Origin of the sequence: Amycolatopsis sp. NPDC089917, from assembly GCF_040684635.1 — a bacterium.
Classification (GTDB): Bacteria; Actinomycetota; Actinomycetes; order Mycobacteriales; family Pseudonocardiaceae; genus Amycolatopsis.
Map to the genome: position 1 here is coordinate 13121 of NZ_JBFBGL010000016.1, position 13727 is coordinate 26847.

General features: G+C 66.5%; 25 protein-coding genes. All 25 read right to left on the bottom strand.

Going from position 1 to position 13727, the window contains the following annotated elements; all coding sequences use genetic code 11:
• Positions 1 to 40: 40 nt before the first annotated feature.
• The 25 genes from AB0N89_RS14205 to rpsJ all read right to left on the bottom strand — a co-directional run bounded on the left by AB0N89_RS14205 (position 41) and on the right by rpsJ (position 13615).
• Entirely contained in the window at positions 41 to 595 is a 555-nt protein-coding gene (locus tag AB0N89_RS14205) for an adenylate kinase (protein WP_005166801.1), read from the bottom strand.
• Complete coding sequence (secY, locus tag AB0N89_RS14210) at positions 592 to 1899, bottom strand: preprotein translocase subunit SecY (RefSeq protein WP_039919707.1); 1308 nt, start codon at positions 1897 to 1899, stop codon at positions 592 to 594. Before secY ends, AB0N89_RS14205 begins: the two co-directional genes overlap by 4 nt.
• A 309-nt stretch (positions 1900 to 2208) precedes the next feature.
• The gene (locus AB0N89_RS14215) at positions 2209 to 2841 is read right to left on the bottom strand and encodes a LysE family translocator (RefSeq protein ID WP_364204406.1); all 633 of its coding nucleotides are present in this window, start codon (positions 2839 to 2841) and stop codon (positions 2209 to 2211) included.
• Between the two features lie 50 nt (positions 2842 to 2891).
• Positions 2892 to 3518 carry a hypothetical protein gene (locus tag AB0N89_RS14220; RefSeq protein ID WP_364204408.1) on the bottom strand — a complete coding sequence of 209 codons (627 nt, stop codon included), beginning with the start codon at positions 3516 to 3518 and terminating at the stop codon, positions 2892 to 2894.
• A gap of 453 nt (positions 3519 to 3971) precedes the next feature.
• The gene (gene rplO, locus AB0N89_RS14225) at positions 3972 to 4418 is read right to left on the bottom strand and encodes a 50S ribosomal protein L15 (protein ID WP_038519824.1); all 447 of its coding nucleotides are present in this window, start codon (positions 4416 to 4418) and stop codon (positions 3972 to 3974) included.
• On the bottom strand, positions 4415 to 4600 hold the full coding sequence (gene rpmD / locus AB0N89_RS14230; protein ID WP_007031047.1) for a 50S ribosomal protein L30: 186 nt from the start codon (positions 4598 to 4600) through the stop codon (positions 4415 to 4417). The genes rplO and rpmD overlap by 4 nt, the downstream gene beginning before the upstream one ends.
• A gap of 1 nt (position 4601) precedes the next feature.
• Positions 4602 to 5246, bottom strand: coding sequence for a 30S ribosomal protein S5 (gene rpsE / locus AB0N89_RS14235; protein WP_007031046.1), 645 nt, complete (start codon positions 5244 to 5246; stop codon positions 4602 to 4604).
• A 31-nt stretch (positions 5247 to 5277) separates the two neighbouring features.
• Positions 5278 to 5676 carry a 50S ribosomal protein L18 gene (gene rplR, locus AB0N89_RS14240; protein ID WP_364204411.1) on the bottom strand — a complete coding sequence of 133 codons (399 nt, stop codon included), beginning with the start codon at positions 5674 to 5676 and terminating at the stop codon, positions 5278 to 5280.
• A gap of 2 nt (positions 5677 to 5678) precedes the next feature.
• A complete protein-coding gene (gene rplF, locus AB0N89_RS14245) occupies positions 5679 to 6218 on the bottom strand; it encodes a 50S ribosomal protein L6 (RefSeq protein ID WP_364204413.1) in 540 nt (179 codons plus the stop codon).
• 16 nt (positions 6219 to 6234) lie between these two features.
• Positions 6235 to 6633, bottom strand: a complete 399-nt coding sequence (rpsH, locus tag AB0N89_RS14250) for a 30S ribosomal protein S8 (RefSeq protein WP_005166791.1) — start codon at positions 6631 to 6633, stop codon at positions 6235 to 6237.
• 80 nt (positions 6634 to 6713) lie between these two features.
• Positions 6714 to 6899: a type Z 30S ribosomal protein S14 gene (locus AB0N89_RS14255; RefSeq protein ID WP_005166789.1), complete on the bottom strand. Its 186-nt coding sequence runs from the start codon at positions 6897 to 6899 to the stop codon at positions 6714 to 6716.
• 4 nt (positions 6900 to 6903) lie between these two features.
• Positions 6904 to 7467, bottom strand: coding sequence for a 50S ribosomal protein L5 (rplE, locus tag AB0N89_RS14260; RefSeq protein ID WP_191257271.1), 564 nt, complete (start codon positions 7465 to 7467; stop codon positions 6904 to 6906).
• Positions 7468 to 7469: 2 nt separating this feature from the next.
• On the bottom strand, positions 7470 to 7784 hold the full coding sequence (gene rplX, locus AB0N89_RS14265) for a 50S ribosomal protein L24 (RefSeq protein ID WP_005166786.1): 315 nt from the start codon (positions 7782 to 7784) through the stop codon (positions 7470 to 7472).
• 3 nt (positions 7785 to 7787) lie between these two features.
• On the bottom strand, positions 7788 to 8156 hold the full coding sequence (rplN, locus tag AB0N89_RS14270; protein ID WP_005166785.1) for a 50S ribosomal protein L14: 369 nt from the start codon (positions 8154 to 8156) through the stop codon (positions 7788 to 7790).
• Positions 8157 to 8235: 79 nt separating this feature from the next.
• On the bottom strand, positions 8236 to 8514 hold the full coding sequence (gene rpsQ, locus AB0N89_RS14275; protein ID WP_005166784.1) for a 30S ribosomal protein S17: 279 nt from the start codon (positions 8512 to 8514) through the stop codon (positions 8236 to 8238).
• Positions 8511 to 8759 carry a 50S ribosomal protein L29 gene (gene rpmC, locus AB0N89_RS14280; RefSeq protein WP_005166783.1) on the bottom strand — a complete coding sequence of 83 codons (249 nt, stop codon included), beginning with the start codon at positions 8757 to 8759 and terminating at the stop codon, positions 8511 to 8513. The genes rpsQ and rpmC overlap by 4 nt, the downstream gene beginning before the upstream one ends.
• Entirely contained in the window at positions 8759 to 9178 is a 420-nt protein-coding gene (gene rplP, locus AB0N89_RS14285) for a 50S ribosomal protein L16 (RefSeq protein WP_005166782.1), read from the bottom strand. Before rplP ends, rpmC begins: the two co-directional genes overlap by 1 nt.
• 3 nt (positions 9179 to 9181) lie before the next feature.
• A complete protein-coding gene (gene rpsC, locus AB0N89_RS14290; protein ID WP_005166781.1) occupies positions 9182 to 10033 on the bottom strand; it encodes a 30S ribosomal protein S3 in 852 nt (283 codons plus the stop codon).
• Positions 10033 to 10449 carry a 50S ribosomal protein L22 gene (rplV, locus tag AB0N89_RS14295; RefSeq protein WP_005166780.1) on the bottom strand — a complete coding sequence of 139 codons (417 nt, stop codon included), beginning with the start codon at positions 10447 to 10449 and terminating at the stop codon, positions 10033 to 10035. Before rplV ends, rpsC begins: the two co-directional genes overlap by 1 nt.
• 28 nt (positions 10450 to 10477) lie before the next feature.
• On the bottom strand, positions 10478 to 10759 hold the full coding sequence (gene rpsS, locus AB0N89_RS14300; protein WP_003102083.1) for a 30S ribosomal protein S19: 282 nt from the start codon (positions 10757 to 10759) through the stop codon (positions 10478 to 10480).
• 18 nt (positions 10760 to 10777) lie between these two features.
• Positions 10778 to 11611 (bottom strand): 50S ribosomal protein L2, encoded by an 834-nt coding sequence (gene rplB / locus AB0N89_RS14305; protein ID WP_005166779.1) that lies wholly within the window; start codon positions 11609 to 11611, stop codon positions 10778 to 10780.
• A 16-nt stretch (positions 11612 to 11627) separates the two neighbouring features.
• Positions 11628 to 11939 (bottom strand): 50S ribosomal protein L23, encoded by a 312-nt coding sequence (gene rplW / locus AB0N89_RS14310; protein WP_005166778.1) that lies wholly within the window; start codon positions 11937 to 11939, stop codon positions 11628 to 11630.
• Positions 11936 to 12622: a 50S ribosomal protein L4 gene (gene rplD, locus AB0N89_RS14315; RefSeq protein WP_005166776.1), complete on the bottom strand. Its 687-nt coding sequence runs from the start codon at positions 12620 to 12622 to the stop codon at positions 11936 to 11938. The genes rplW and rplD overlap by 4 nt, the downstream gene beginning before the upstream one ends.
• A gap of 2 nt (positions 12623 to 12624) precedes the next feature.
• Positions 12625 to 13275 carry a 50S ribosomal protein L3 gene (gene rplC / locus AB0N89_RS14320; RefSeq protein ID WP_020633317.1) on the bottom strand — a complete coding sequence of 217 codons (651 nt, stop codon included), beginning with the start codon at positions 13273 to 13275 and terminating at the stop codon, positions 12625 to 12627.
• A 34-nt stretch (positions 13276 to 13309) separates the two neighbouring features.
• Positions 13310 to 13615, bottom strand: coding sequence for a 30S ribosomal protein S10 (gene rpsJ, locus AB0N89_RS14325; RefSeq protein WP_003102098.1), 306 nt, complete (start codon positions 13613 to 13615; stop codon positions 13310 to 13312).
• Between the last annotated feature and the right edge of the window lie 112 nt (positions 13616 to 13727).

The following is a 13727-nucleotide window of genomic DNA, read 5'->3' on the forward strand; positions in this document are numbered from 1 at the left end:
CCACGACGAAGCCGTTGCAGTACACGCAGTCCTCCGAGATTCACGTGCGGTCGCGCAGCGCTTCCAGCACGCGGGCGGAGATCTCGTCGACCGAGCCGACGCCGTCGACCGTGACCAGGATGTCCGCGTAGTACTCGAGCAGCGGAGCCGTCTCGGACACGTAGATCTGCTGGCGACGGCGGATGACCTCTTCGGTGTCGTCCGAGCGGCCGCGGGACAGCAGCCGCTCGACGACGACGTCTTCCGAGACCTGGAGCTGGATGACCGCGTTCAGCTCGGTGTCGACCTCGCCGAGGATCTCACCGAGAACGTCGGCCTGCTTGGTGTTCCGGGGGAACCCGTCCAGCAGGAAACCGACCTTGGCGTCGGGTTCGGCGAGGCGCTCGCGCACCATCTCGTTCGTGACCGAGTCGGGCACGAGTTCGCCGGAGTCCAGGTAGCGCTTGGCTTCCTGGCCCAGCGGCGTCTGCTCGCCCACGTGGGCGCGGAACAGGTCGCCGGTCGAGATGTGCGGGATCCGGAGCTTCTCCGACAGTGCTACCGCCTGAGTACCTTTGCCCGCGCCAGGAGGGCCGACTAGAACCAGGCGCGTCACTTCAAGAACCCTTCGTAGTTACGTTGCATCAGCTGGCTTTCGATCTGCTTCACGGTGTCGAGACCGACACCGACCATGATCAGCACAGCCGTGCCACCGAACGGGAAGTTCTGGTTGTTCCCGCTACCGGTGACGGACAGGAAGAAGTTCGGAAGGATCGCGATGATGCCCAGGTACAGCGAGCCCGGCAGGGTGATCCGGCCGAGGACGTAGCTGAGGTACTCCGCGGTGGGGCGTCCCGGGCGGATACCCGGGATGAAGCCACCGAACTTCTTCATCTCTTCCGCACGCTCGTCCACGTTGAACGTGATCGTGATGTAGAAGTACGTGAAGAAGATGATCAACGCGAAGTACAGCAGGACGTGCGCCCAGCTGGACTGGTTGACGATGTAGTTCTGGATGAAGACCTGCCAGCCGGCGTTGCTGTTGGCGTCGCCGACGAGGCGGCTGATCAGGTCCGGCAGGTAGAGCAGCGACGAGGCGAAGATGACCGGGATGACACCGGCCTGGTTCACCTTGATCGGCAGGTAGGTCGAGGTCCCGCCGTACATGCGGCGGCCGATCATGCGCTTGGCGTACTGCACCGGGATCCGGCGCTGGCCCTGCTCGACGAAGATGACGCTGGCGATGATCACCAGGCCGAACACGCAGATCAGGGCGAAGACGACACCACCCGCGCTGCTGAGGATGTTGCCACCCTCGATCGGGATGCGGGCCGCGATGTTCAGGAAGATGAGGACGGACATGCCGTTGCCGACGCCGCGCTCGGTGATCAGCTCACCCAGCCACATCATGACGGCGGTGCCGGCGGTCATCGTGATGACGATGATGGCCAGCGTGTAGACGCTGTTGTCCGGGATGATCGCGGTGTCGCACTGCGGGAAGAGCTGCTTGCGGTCGGCGAGCGCCACCACACCGGTGGCCTGCAGGACCGCGAGGGCGATCGTCAGGTACCGGGTGTACTGGGTCAGCTTGCCCTGACCGGACTGGCCTTCCTTCTTCAGCTCCTCGAAGCGCGGGATGACCACGGTGAGGAGCTGGACGATGATGCTCGCCGTGATGTACGGCATGATGCCGGTCGAGAACAGCGAGAGCTGCAGCAGCGCGCCGCCGCTGAACAGGTTCAGCAGCTGGTAGACGCCCTCCTGCGACCCGGTCTCCGTACATTTCTGGACGGCGGAGTACGAGATGCCCGGGGCCGGGATGGTGGCACCGATTCGGTAGACCGCGACGATGGCTAGCGTGAACAGGATCTTCTTACGTAGATCCGGCGTCGCTAGAGCCGAGCGGAAGGCGCTGAGCACGCGGGGGACCTCCTCGGCGTCGTCGGCTGTATTACCGACGATCGGCTTGGCCGACCTGGGGCCGGCGGGAACACACAGCTTTCTGGCACAAGCCAGGAACGCTTCGGGGCACACTCGTCCCGAAGCGTGTCGCCGACTCTAACAGCTTCACAGGGCGTGTCCGCAGCGCGTGTGGGTTTTCCGGACGAAGGTTGGTTCGCGAGGTTGATCGACTTGCTCTTCTCGCTCCCGAACCTTGACAGATCGCCCTGTCGTTCTTTGCTTTCCGGGCCTCGTCGGATCGCGGTTAGCCCGCTGAACGCACCGTGATCAGGAGCTGGAAGCGGCGAGGGCTCCCGCCATGCCGAGGAGCACGACTCCGGTGCCGCGGTCGACGTTGCGAGTCGCGCGACGGGACAGCCGGAGCGACTTCACGAGCGCGCCGACTCCGACGTAGGTCGCGCCCGCGACGAACTCCGCCAGCAGGTAGACGGCGCCGAGAATCGCGATCTGGGCGGAAAATGAGCCGTGAGCTGCGTCGATGAACTGCGGTACGAACGCCGTGAAGATGAGGATCGCCTTCGGGTTCGTGATCGCGACGACGAACTCCTTCCTCGCGATCCGCAAGGCAGGTACGGGCTCAGCGCTTGAGGGCGTCTGGACGAGCGCGGTTCGTCCGGTACGGAACGTCGACCAGAGCAGTCGCCCGCCGATCCAGACCAGGTAGGCGACGCCAGCCCATTTGATCACCGTGAGTGCAAGCTCCGACGCCGCGAGGAGTTGTCCGAGCCCTGCCGCGACCGCGGCGATCAGCACCGTGAATGCGACCAATCGGCCTAAAAGCCCCGCGAGCCCTTTCCCTGCCCCCTGCGTCATGCCGTGGTGCAGGCCGAGCAGGTTGTTCGCCCCTGGCGTAAAAGCCACGAGCACCGCCGCGCCGAAAAAGACCACTACCCACGTCATCGGCCACCTCCTCCCCCACCGTATCGGTGGCCGCGAGCGTGTTTCGCGGGCTAATCGCGCTCCTTCGGGCCGGGATCCGGCGTAGGTGCGAAGGCCGAATAGTCCGGGGGCCCGGGTTGCGGCTCCGGTGGGAGCACCGTGATGGAGATGCCGTCCTTCGGGGTGGGCATGTCCGCGAGACTCGTGTCTTCGCTCGCCGGGACCTCGTCTTCCTGGACGCGATGACTCATGACGGCCGCGCCTGCCGCGGCGACGACCGCGGCCAAGAGAGCCCACATCCCCGCGCCCAGCGTCATCTCCACCTCGGTCGTCTCTCCCATCGGACGGCCGAACCCCTGAGTGGCCACGGTGATGACGACCGCGGTGAGGAACACCGCCGCGATGGTGGTGAGCCACCGGTCCAAGGCGCCCGGACGTCGGAACCGGGCGGCGCGGGCGCTGGCGATCGTGGCCGCCAGGAGGACTGCCGCGGCGATCAGGAGCGGAATGCCGACAGGCGACGCGGGCGTGGTGAAAGGGGGATGGTCGGCGGAAGTGAACTTCGTTTCCCAGGCGCCTTGCTCGACCACGACCATGACCTCGTCGCTGCGATCGAAGGGAAGCCGATGTTCGGTGGCGAAGAACGGGAAGAGACAGCCCATGAGGGTCAGCACCAGCGCCAGGACGCCCAATGCCACCGAGACCACCCTGCGGGGTTCCAGCCGACCGGACCGTTCCGGCTCATTCACGGGATCCATCGGACCCGAGACCGATACGACCATCGGCGGGGCGTCCGGCTGCTGAAAGGGCTGCGGATCCTGCCCAGGAGGTGTGGCCACCTGGCGATTCTTCCAGCTCAGACCCCCGCCCGCCACGCTCGCGGCCTGGCGGGCGGTTCGACATTAGCCCCCTAATCGCGATCCGGGCCCTAGGCACCCGGGCGACCGGAGGACTCGTGTTTAGCCCCCTAATCGCGATCTGGGTCCCTGGAGGCTCCTCGGCGCGAGATCGCGATTAGGGGGCTAAACAGAGGTCGGCCGAGCGGAGCGCAGGCAAAGCGAAAGGCCCGCCGGGCGGAGCCGGGCGGGCCTTTCGGTGAAGCTGAGGCTCCCGCAGCGAAGCGGAGGGAGCCGGGTGAAGCGGGAGCGAGCTCAGAGCGTGGTGGCGGAGCCACCGGCGGCGGAGAGCTTCTCCTTGGCGGAGCCGGAGAAAGCGTCGGCGGTGACGTCCAGCTTGACGCCGTTCACGTCGCCGTTGCCGAGCACCTTCACGAGCTTGCCCTTGCGGACCAGACCGTTCGCGACGAGCTCCTCGGCGCCGACCTTGCCACCGTCCGGGAAGACGCGGGCGATGTCGCCCACGTTCACCGGCTGGTACTCGGTGCGGAACCGGTTCTTGAAGCCACGCAGCTTCGGCAGCCGCATGTGGATGGGCATCTGCCCACCCTCGAAACCGGCGGGCACGTTCTTCCGGGCCTTGGTGCCCTTGGTACCGCGACCGGCGGTCTTGCCCTTCGAGCCCTCACCACGGCCGACGCGGATCTTGTCGCGCTTCGCGCCCGGAGCCGGACGAAGGTGGTGGATCTTGATGGCAGTCATGCCTTGACCTCCTCGACCTCCACCAGGTGGCGGACGGTGTGGATAAGGCCGCGCACCTCGGGAGTGTCATCACGCACGACGCTCTGGCGGATCTTGCGCAGCCCGAGGGTGCGCAGCGACTCGCGGTGAGCGTGCTTCGTGCCGATCTTGCTCTTGACCTGGGTCACCTTGAGCTGAGTCATGTCAGACCCCCTGACCCGCGCGCTGACGCAGCATGCGAGCCGGAGCGACGTCCTCGAGCGGGAGACCGCGGCGGGCCGCGACCTCTTCGGGACGCTGCAGACCCTTCAGGGCCGCCACGGTCGCGTGCACGATGTTGATCGCGTTGTCGGAGCCGAGCGACTTCGACAGCACGTCGTGGACGCCCGCGCACTCCAGCACCGCGCGCACCGGGCCACCGGCGATGACGCCGGTACCGGCCGAGGCCGGACGGAGCAGCACGACACCGGCGGCTTCCTCACCCTGGATCGGGTGCGGGATGGTGCCGGCGACGCGGGGAACGCGGAAGAAGTTCTTCTTCGCTTCCTCGACGCCCTTGGCGATGGCCGCGGGAACTTCCTTGGCCTTGCCGTAGCCGACGCCGACCTGACCGTCGCCGTCACCGACGACCACCAGAGCGGTGAAGCTGAAGCGACGACCACCCTTGACGACCTTGGCGACGCGGTTGATCGTCACGACCTTCTCAAGGTGCGGGGTCTTTTCCTGGCCGGCCCCGCCACGGCCGCTGTCGCGCCGGTCCCGGCGGTCGCGACGGTCATTGCGGTCGTTGCCGCCCTGCCCGCCGGGTCCACCCTGGCCGCCGCCGAATTGCCGTGTACGTCCCGGCATCAGGCTGTCCTTCCATTCACGAGCATCTGCATCAGAACTCCAACCCCGCCTCACGCGCGGCGTCGGCGAGAGCGGCGATGCGGCCGTGGTAGGCGTTGCCACCACGGTCGAACACCACGGCCGAGACACCGGCGTTCTTGGCACGGGCGGCGACGAGTTCCCCGACCTTGGCGGCCTTGGCCTTCTTGTCGCCGTCCAGCGCGCGAACGTCCGCCTCGAGGGTGGACGCCGACGCCAGGGTCTTGCCGACGAGGTCGTCGATCAGCTGCACGGCGATGTGCCGCGACGAACGCTTGACGACCAGGCGCGGACGCTGGTCCGTGCCGTTGATCTTCTTGCGAAGGCGGAAGTGCCGACGGGCCTTCGCGACGCGGCGGCGGGTCGAGATGTCCTTGCCGACCGGCTTGCGCTTCGTAGTCGTGTCGCTCATGATCACTTACCCGTCTTTCCGACCTTGCGGCGGATCTTCTCACCCTCGTAGCGCAGGCCCTTGCCCTTGTACGGGTCCGGGCGGCGCAGCTTGCGGATGACCGCGGCGATCTGGCCGACCTTCTGCTTGTCGATGCCCGAGACCGAGAACCGGGTGGGGGTCTCGACCTTGAAGGTGATGCCTTCCGGCGCCTCGATCTTCACCGGGTGGCTGTAGCCGAGGGCGAACTCGAGGTCCGAACCCTTGGCCTGCACGCGGTAACCGACACCGTGGATCTCGAGCTTCTTCTCGTAGCCCTCGGTCACACCGACGACGAGGTTGTTGACCAGCGTCCGGGTGAGACCGTGCAGGGCGCGGCTGGTGCGCTCCTCGTCGGGACGCTTCACCGCGAGAGTGCCGTCTTCGGCCTTCTCGACGGTGATCGGCTCGGCGATGGTGTGCTCAAGGGTGCCCTTGGGCCCCTCGACCTTGATCTGCTGACCGTCGATGGTCACCTCGACCCCGGAGGGGACGGCGACCGGCAGCTTTCCAATGCGTGACATGTCTGTGCCCCCTTCCTTACCAGACGTAGGCGAGGACTTCGCCGCCCACGCTGTTGCGCTTGGCCTGACGGTCGGTCTGGAGGCCGGACGACGTCGAGATGATCGCGACGCCGAGGCCACCGAGAACCGACGGCAGTTCGGTCGATTTTGCGTAGACCCGCAGGCCGGGCTTGGACACGCGGCGGAGGCCGGCGATGCTGCGCTCACGGTTGGGGCCGTACTTCAGCTCCACGATGAGGTTCTTGTGCTTCTCGCCCGGCTCGTCGCGGTAGCCCGAGATGTAACCCTCGCGCTTGAGGATCTCGGCGATGTTCGCCTTGATCTTCGAGTGGGGAAGCACGACCTCGTCGTGGTAAGCCGAGTTCGCGTTACGCAGACGGGTCAAGAAGTCTGCGATGGGGTCGGTCATCGTCATGGTGACCTGTCAACCTTTCTCGCCCTGGTTCCCTGCAATTTCTGCAAGGCCTGTGGCGAAGTGGGAGTTAAAAAAGACTCTTACCAGCTGGACTTGCGGACGCCGGGCAGCTCGCCCGCGTGTGCCATCTCGCGAAGGCAGATCCGGCAGAGCCCGAACTTGCGGAACACCGAGTGCGGGCGACCGCACCGCTGGCAGCGCGTGTAACCGCGAACCTTGAACTTCGGCGTCTTCGCGGCCTTGTGGACCAGTGCTTTCTTGGCCATCGACTCAGTTCTCCTTGAACGGGAAGCCGAGCTTGCGAAGCAGCGCGCGGCCCTCGTCGTCGGTGTTGGCGGTGGTGACGACAGTGACGTCCATACCGCGCGGGCGGTCGATGGCGTCCGGGTCGATCTCGTGGAACATGGACTGCTCGTTGAGACCGAACGTGTAGTTGCCGTTGCCGTCGAACTGCTTCGGCGAAAGCCCGCGGAAGTCACGGATACGCGGCAGCGCGATGGTCAGCAGCCGGTCGAGGAACTCCCACATCCGGTCGCCGCGCAGCGTGACGCGCGCGCCGATCGGCTGGCCCTCACGCAGCTTGAACTGCGCGATGGACTTGCGAGCCTTGCGAACCTCGGGCTTCTGCCCGGTGATCGCGGCCAGGTCGCGGATGGCGCCTTCGATCAGCTTGCTGTCACGGGCGGCGTCACCGACACCCATGTTCACGACGACCTTGACGACGCCCGGGATCTGGTGGACGTTCTCGAAGGAGAACTCCGCCTGGAGCTGTCCCTTGATCTCCTCGCGGTACCGCACCTTGAGGCGCGGGGCGATCTTCTCTGCGGTGGTCATGATCAGATGTCCTTACCGTTCCGGCGCGAGACCCGGACCTTCTTGCCGTCCTCGCCGATGCGGTAGCCCACCCGGGTCGGCTTGCCGTCGGAGTCGACGACCATCACGTTCGAAACGTGGATGGGCGCCTCCTGCGTGACGATGCCGCCGGACTGCGCACCGCGCTGGGTCTGGGAGATCCGCGTGTGCTTCTTGATCCGGTTCACGCCCTCGACCAGCACGCGCTCGCGCTCGGGGTAGGCCTGGATGACCTTGCCCTTGGCACCCTTGTCCTTGCCGGCGATGACGACGACCGTGTCGCCCTTCTTCACCTTCATGCTCTACAACACCTCCGGCGCGAGCGAGATGATCTTCATGAACTTACGGTCGCGCAGCTCGCGACCGACCGGCCCGAAGATGCGGGTGCCGCGGGGCTCATTGTCGTTCTTGATGAGCACAGCAGCGTTCTCGTCGAAGCGGATGTAAGAACCGTCCGGACGACGGCGCTCCTTGCGCGTGCGAACGATGACCGCCTTGACGACGTCACCCTTCTTCACGCCGGCAGCCGGCATGGCGTCCTTCACGGTGGCGACGATGATGTCGCCGATGCCCGCGTAGCGCCGCCCCGAGCCACCGAGAACGCGGATGCAAAGGATCTCCTTCGCGCCCGTGTTGTCGGCAACCCGAAGCCGCGACTCCTGCTGGATCACGTCTACTCCTGTATGTCGCGCTGGTTCTCGCGGTGAACTGCGAGCCTTGCGGAACTAAGGGACTCAAAAAGAGCCCTACTTACTTGGCCTTCTCCACGATCTGCACCAGACGCCAGCGCTTGGTCGCCGACAGCGGGCGGGTCTCCATCAGGGTGACCCGGTCGCCCACGCCCGCCTCGTTGTTCTCGTCGTGCACCTTGACCTTGCTGGTGCTGCGGAGAACCTTGGCGTAACGACGGTGCTTCTTGCGGTCCTCGAGCTCGACCACGATCGTCTTGTTCATCTTGTCCGAGACGACATAGCCCTCACGGACCTTACGGTCGTTGCGGCCGGCCGCCTCGGTGGGCTGCTCGCTCATGCGGCACCTTCACTCTCGGCGTCAGGGGAAACGGACAGGCCGAGTTCACGCTCGCGCATGACCGTGTAGATCCGCGCGATGTCCGTGCGGACGGTACGCAGACGGCGGTTGTTGTCGAGCTGTCCGGTCGCCATCTGGAAGCGGAGGTTGAAGAGCTCCTCCTTGTATTCCTTCAGACGCAGAACGAGCTCTTCCGCGGTGAGCTCACGAAGCTCCGATGCCAGAGCGGCACCTGCCTTCGCCATCAGAACTCACCACCTTCACGGGTCACGATGCGGCACTTCATGGGCAGCTTGTGGATCGCGCGGCGGAGCGCCTCACGGGCGGTCTCCTCGTTCGGGAACGAGATCTCGAACATCACGCGGCCCGGCTTCACGTTGGCGATCCACCACTCGGGCGAACCCTTACCGGAACCCATGCGGGTTTCCGCCGGCTTCTTGGTCAGCGGGCGGTCCGGGTAGATGGTCGTCCACACCTTGCCGCCACGCTTGATGTGACGCGTCATGGCGATACGAGCGGACTCGATCTGCCGGTTGGTCACGTAGCTGTGCTCAAGCGCCTGGATGCCGTACTCGCCGAAGTTCACCTTCGTACCGCCCTTGGCGGCACCGTGGCGCTTCGGGGAGTGCTGCTTCCGGTGCTTGACCCTGCGCGGGATGAGCACGTGTCAGCCCTCCGTCTTTTCTGCAGTCTCAGCAGCCGGGGCCTCGGTGGCCGCGGGGGCGGTGTCGTCGCTCTTCGCGGCGGCGGCCGCCCGGCCGGCTTCGGTCGAGGTCGGCGTCGTGCCCGACGAGCCGGAGCGGCGCGGTCGGGACGGACGGTCACCACGGTCACGGCGCGGGGCGCGCTCGGCGGCCGCGGCGGCGTCACGCGCCTCCTTGGCCTTGAGGCCACCCACGAGCTCGCCCTTGTAGATCCACACCTTCACGCCGATGCGACCGAACGTCGTCTTGGCCTCGAAGAAGCCGTAGTCGATGTCGGCGCGCAGCGTGTGCAGCGGGACGCGGCCATCGCGGTAGTGCTCGGAGCGGGACATCTCGGCACCGCCGAGACGACCGCCGCACTGCACGCGGATGCCCTTGACCTGCGGCGAGCGCATGGAGGTCTGGATCGCCTTGCGCATCGCGCGGCGGAACGCCACACGGTTGCTCAGCTGCTCCGCGACACCCTGAGCGACGAGCTGGGCGTCGGCCTCGGGGTTCTTGACCTCGAGGATGTTCAGCTGGACCTGCTTGGCGGTCAGCTTCTCCAGCGCGCCGCGGATGCGGTCGGCCTCCGCGCCGCGACGGCCGATGACGATGCCCGGCCGGGCGGTGTGGATGTCGACGCGGACCCGGTCACGGGTGCGCTCGATCTCGACCTTGGAGATCCCGGCGCGCTCCATGCCCGTGGACAGCAGCTTCCGGATCTTGACGTCCTCGGCCACGTACTCCGCGTACTGCTTGTCGGCGTACCAACGCGACTTCCAGTCCGTGGTGATACCCAGGCGGAAGCCGTGCGGGTTGATCTTCTGGCCCACTACCGGCCACCTGCCTTCTTCTTGCCCTGTGCCTTCTTGGCCTCGGCCTTGGGACGCGACTCCACCTCGACGGTGATGTGGCTGGTCCGCTTGCGGATCCGGTACGCGCGGCCCTGGGCCCGCGGACGGATGCGCTTGAGGGTCGGGCCCTCGTCGGCGTAGGCGTTCTTGACCCAGAGGGTGTCCGGGTCGAGATCGAGGTTGTTCTCGGCGTTGGCCACGGCGCTGGCGAGCACCTTCGCGACCGGCTCGCTTGCCGCCTGCGGGGCGAACTGGAGCACGGCCAAGGCGTCGGCGGCGCTACGTCCCTTGATCAGCTCGATCACCCGGCGCACCTTGGTAGGCGAGTCCCGGACGAAGCGAGCCCGCGCGTAAGCCGTCGGCAAAGCCTCGGCCACGTCGTTCTGGGCGTTCATCGCTAGTTCCTTGTTCTCTCGTGCCCGCTCAGCGGCGGCGCGACTTGCGGTCGTCCTTGATGTGGCCCTTGAAGGTCCGAGTCGGCGCGAATTCGCCCAACTTGTGACCCACCATCGCCTCGGTGACGAACACCGGGACGTGCTTGCGACCGTCGTGCACCGCGATCGTGTGTCCCAGGAAGTCCGGGATGATCGTGGAGCGTCGCGACCAGGTCTTGATGACGGTCTTCTTGCCCGACTCGTTGAGAGCGTCCACCTTCTTGAGCAGGTGGTCGTCCACGAAGGGGCCCTTTTTGAGGCTACGTGGCATGTTCTTCTACCTCCCTGCTCAGCGCTTCTTGCCGGTACGCCGGCGGCGGACGATCATGGCGTCGGAAGCCTTGCGGCGGCGGGTGCGGCCTTCGGGCTTACCGTTCGGGTTCACCGGGTGGCGACCACCGGAGGTCTTACCCTCACCACCACCGTGCGGGTGGTCGACCGGGTTCATGACGACACCACGGACGGTGGGGCGCTTGCCGCGCCAGCGGTTACGGCCCGCCTTGCCCCAGTTGATGTTCGAGTGCTCGGAGTTGCCGACCTCGCCGATGGTGGCGCGGTTGCGCACGTCGACGTTGCGGATCTCGCCCGAGGGGAGACGAAGCTGGGCGTAAGGCCCGTCCTTCGCCACCAGCTGCACCTTGGCACCGGCGGACCGCGCCATCTTCGCGCCGCCACCGGGGCGGAGCTCGATCGCGTGGATCACGGTGCCGACCGGGATGTTGCGCAGCGGCAGGTTGTTACCCGGCTTGATGTCGGCGCGGGGGCCGTTCTCGACCGTGTCACCCTGCTTGAGCTTCTCCGGGGCGATGATGTAGCGCTTCTCGCCGTCGGCGTAGTGCAGCAGCGCGATCCGAGCGGACCGGTTGGGGTCGTACTCGATGTGCGCGACCTTGGCGGGAACGCCGTCCTTGTCGTTCCGGCGGAAGTCGATCAGCCGGTACGCACGCTTGTGGCCACCGCCCTTGTGGCGGGTGGTGATCTTGCCGCTGGAGTTACGGCCGCCGGACTTGCTCAGCGGACGCAGCAGCGACTTCTCCGGGGTGGACCGAGTGATCTCGGCGAAGTCGGAGACGCTGGAACCGCGACGACCCGGGGTCGTCGGCTTGTACTTGCGGATGCCCATGTGTCAGCTCAGTCCTTTACGCGGTGGGTCCGCCGAAGATCTCGATCGGCTTGCTCTCAGCCGAAAGAGTCACGATGGCGCGCTTGGTGTCCTTGCGCTTGCCGAAGCCGGCGCGAGTCCGCTTACGCTTGCCCTGGCGGTTGGCCGTGTTGACGCTGACCACCTTGACGCCGAACACCTTCTCGACCGCGATCTTGATCTGGGTCTTGTTGGCGTCCGGGCGGACGATGAACGTGTACTTGTGGTCCTCGAGCAGCCCGTAGGACTTCTCGGAGATCACCGGCGCGAGCAAGATGTCGCGGGGATCGGGGATGGCGATCGCACTCACTGCTCGTCACTCCCTTCAACCTCGCTCGACCGCGCGCTGGCCTTCGCGCCCTTGCCCCGCACGGGACCGGCGACGAACACGTCGTAAGCGGCCTTGGTGAACACCACGTCGTCGTTGACCAACACGTCGTAGGTGTTGAGCTGGTCGGGCGTGATGATGTGGACCTCGGCCAGGTTCCGCAGCGAGTTCCAGCTCAGCTCGTCGTCGCGGTGCAGGACCACGAGAACGCGCTTCGCCTGGGTCAGCGCGGCGATGGCGGCCTTGGCGGACTTGGTGGACGGCTTCTCGCCGGTCACCAGTTCGGTGACGACGTGCAGCTGTCCGGCACGGGCCCGGTCGGAGAGGGCGCCACGCAGGGCGGCGGCCTTCATCTTCTTCGGGGTCCGCTGGGTGTAGTCACGCGGCGTGGGGCCATGGACGACGCCACCACCGGTGAACTGCGGCGCCCGGGTCGAACCCTGGCGGGCGCGGCCGGTGCCCTTCTGGCGGTACGGCTTCTTGCCACCACCGCGGACTTCACCGCGGGTCTTGGTGTCATGCGTGCCCTGGCGCGCGGCGGCCAGCTGGCCCACCACGACCTGGTGCATGAGGGGCACGTTGGCCTGCACGTCGAAGATCTCCGAGGGGAGCTCGACCGTGCCGTCGGCTTTACCGGCCGGGGTCTTCAGCTCGACGCTGGTCATGTTCAGTTACCACCCTTCGCGGCGCTGCGAACGAACAGCAGGCCGCCCTTGGGACCGGGCACGGCGCCCTTGATCAGCAGCAGGCCGTCCTCGGCACGCACCGCGTGCACGGTCAGGTTCTGCGTGGTGACCCGGTCGTTGCCCATCCGGCCCGCCATGCGCAGGCCCTTGAAGACGCGGCCCGGGGTGGCGCAGCCACCGATCGAGCCGGGCTTGCGGTGCACGGCCTGGGCACCGTGGCTCGCGCCCTGGCCCTTGAAGCCGTGACGCTTCATGACACCGGCGTAGCCCTTGCCCTTGCTGGTACCGGTCACGTCGACCTCGATGCCGGCCTCGAACACCTCAGCGGTGATCTCCTGGCCGACCTCGTAGGTCTCGGCGTCGGTGGTACGCAGCTCCGCAAGGAAACGACGCGGGGTCACGCTCGCCTTGTCGAAGTGGCCGGTGCGCGGCTTGTTCACGCGACGCGGGTCGACCGCGCCGAAAGCCAGCTGCACGGCCTTGTAGCCGTCGTTCTCCTGGGTCCGAACCTGGGTGACCACGTTCGGCCCGGCCTGCACGACGGTCACCGGGACGACCCGGTTGTTCTCGTCGAAGACCTGGGTCATGCCGAGCTTGGTGCCCAGGATGCCCTTCACTTGCCTGTCAGACATGAGTCTCTTACTCTCCGCCGCTCGCCAGCCGCTGCTACTGGATGTTGACGTCGACGCTCGCCGGCAGGTCGATGCGCATGAGCGCGTCGACCGTCTTCGGCGTCGGGTCGAGGATGTCGATCAGACGCTTGTGCGTGCGCATCTCGAAGTGCTCGCGCGAGTCCTTGTACTTGTGCGGCGAGCGGATGACGCAGTAAACGTTCTTCTCGGTGGGCAGCGGCACCGGCCCGACAACACGGGCGCCGGTACGCGTGACCGTCTCGACGATCTTGCGTGCCGAGGTGTCGATCGCCTCGTGGTCGTAGGCCTTGAGCCGGATGCGGATCTTCTGTCCCGCCATGGTGGCTGCTCGTTCCTTGTCGTCTCGTGCCGCTTTTGTCTTTTCAAACCTCAGCCTGGCTGAGGTTTTCCCAGTTCAACGGCCCTGTCCCCGGTCCACGCGGTCGGGCGTG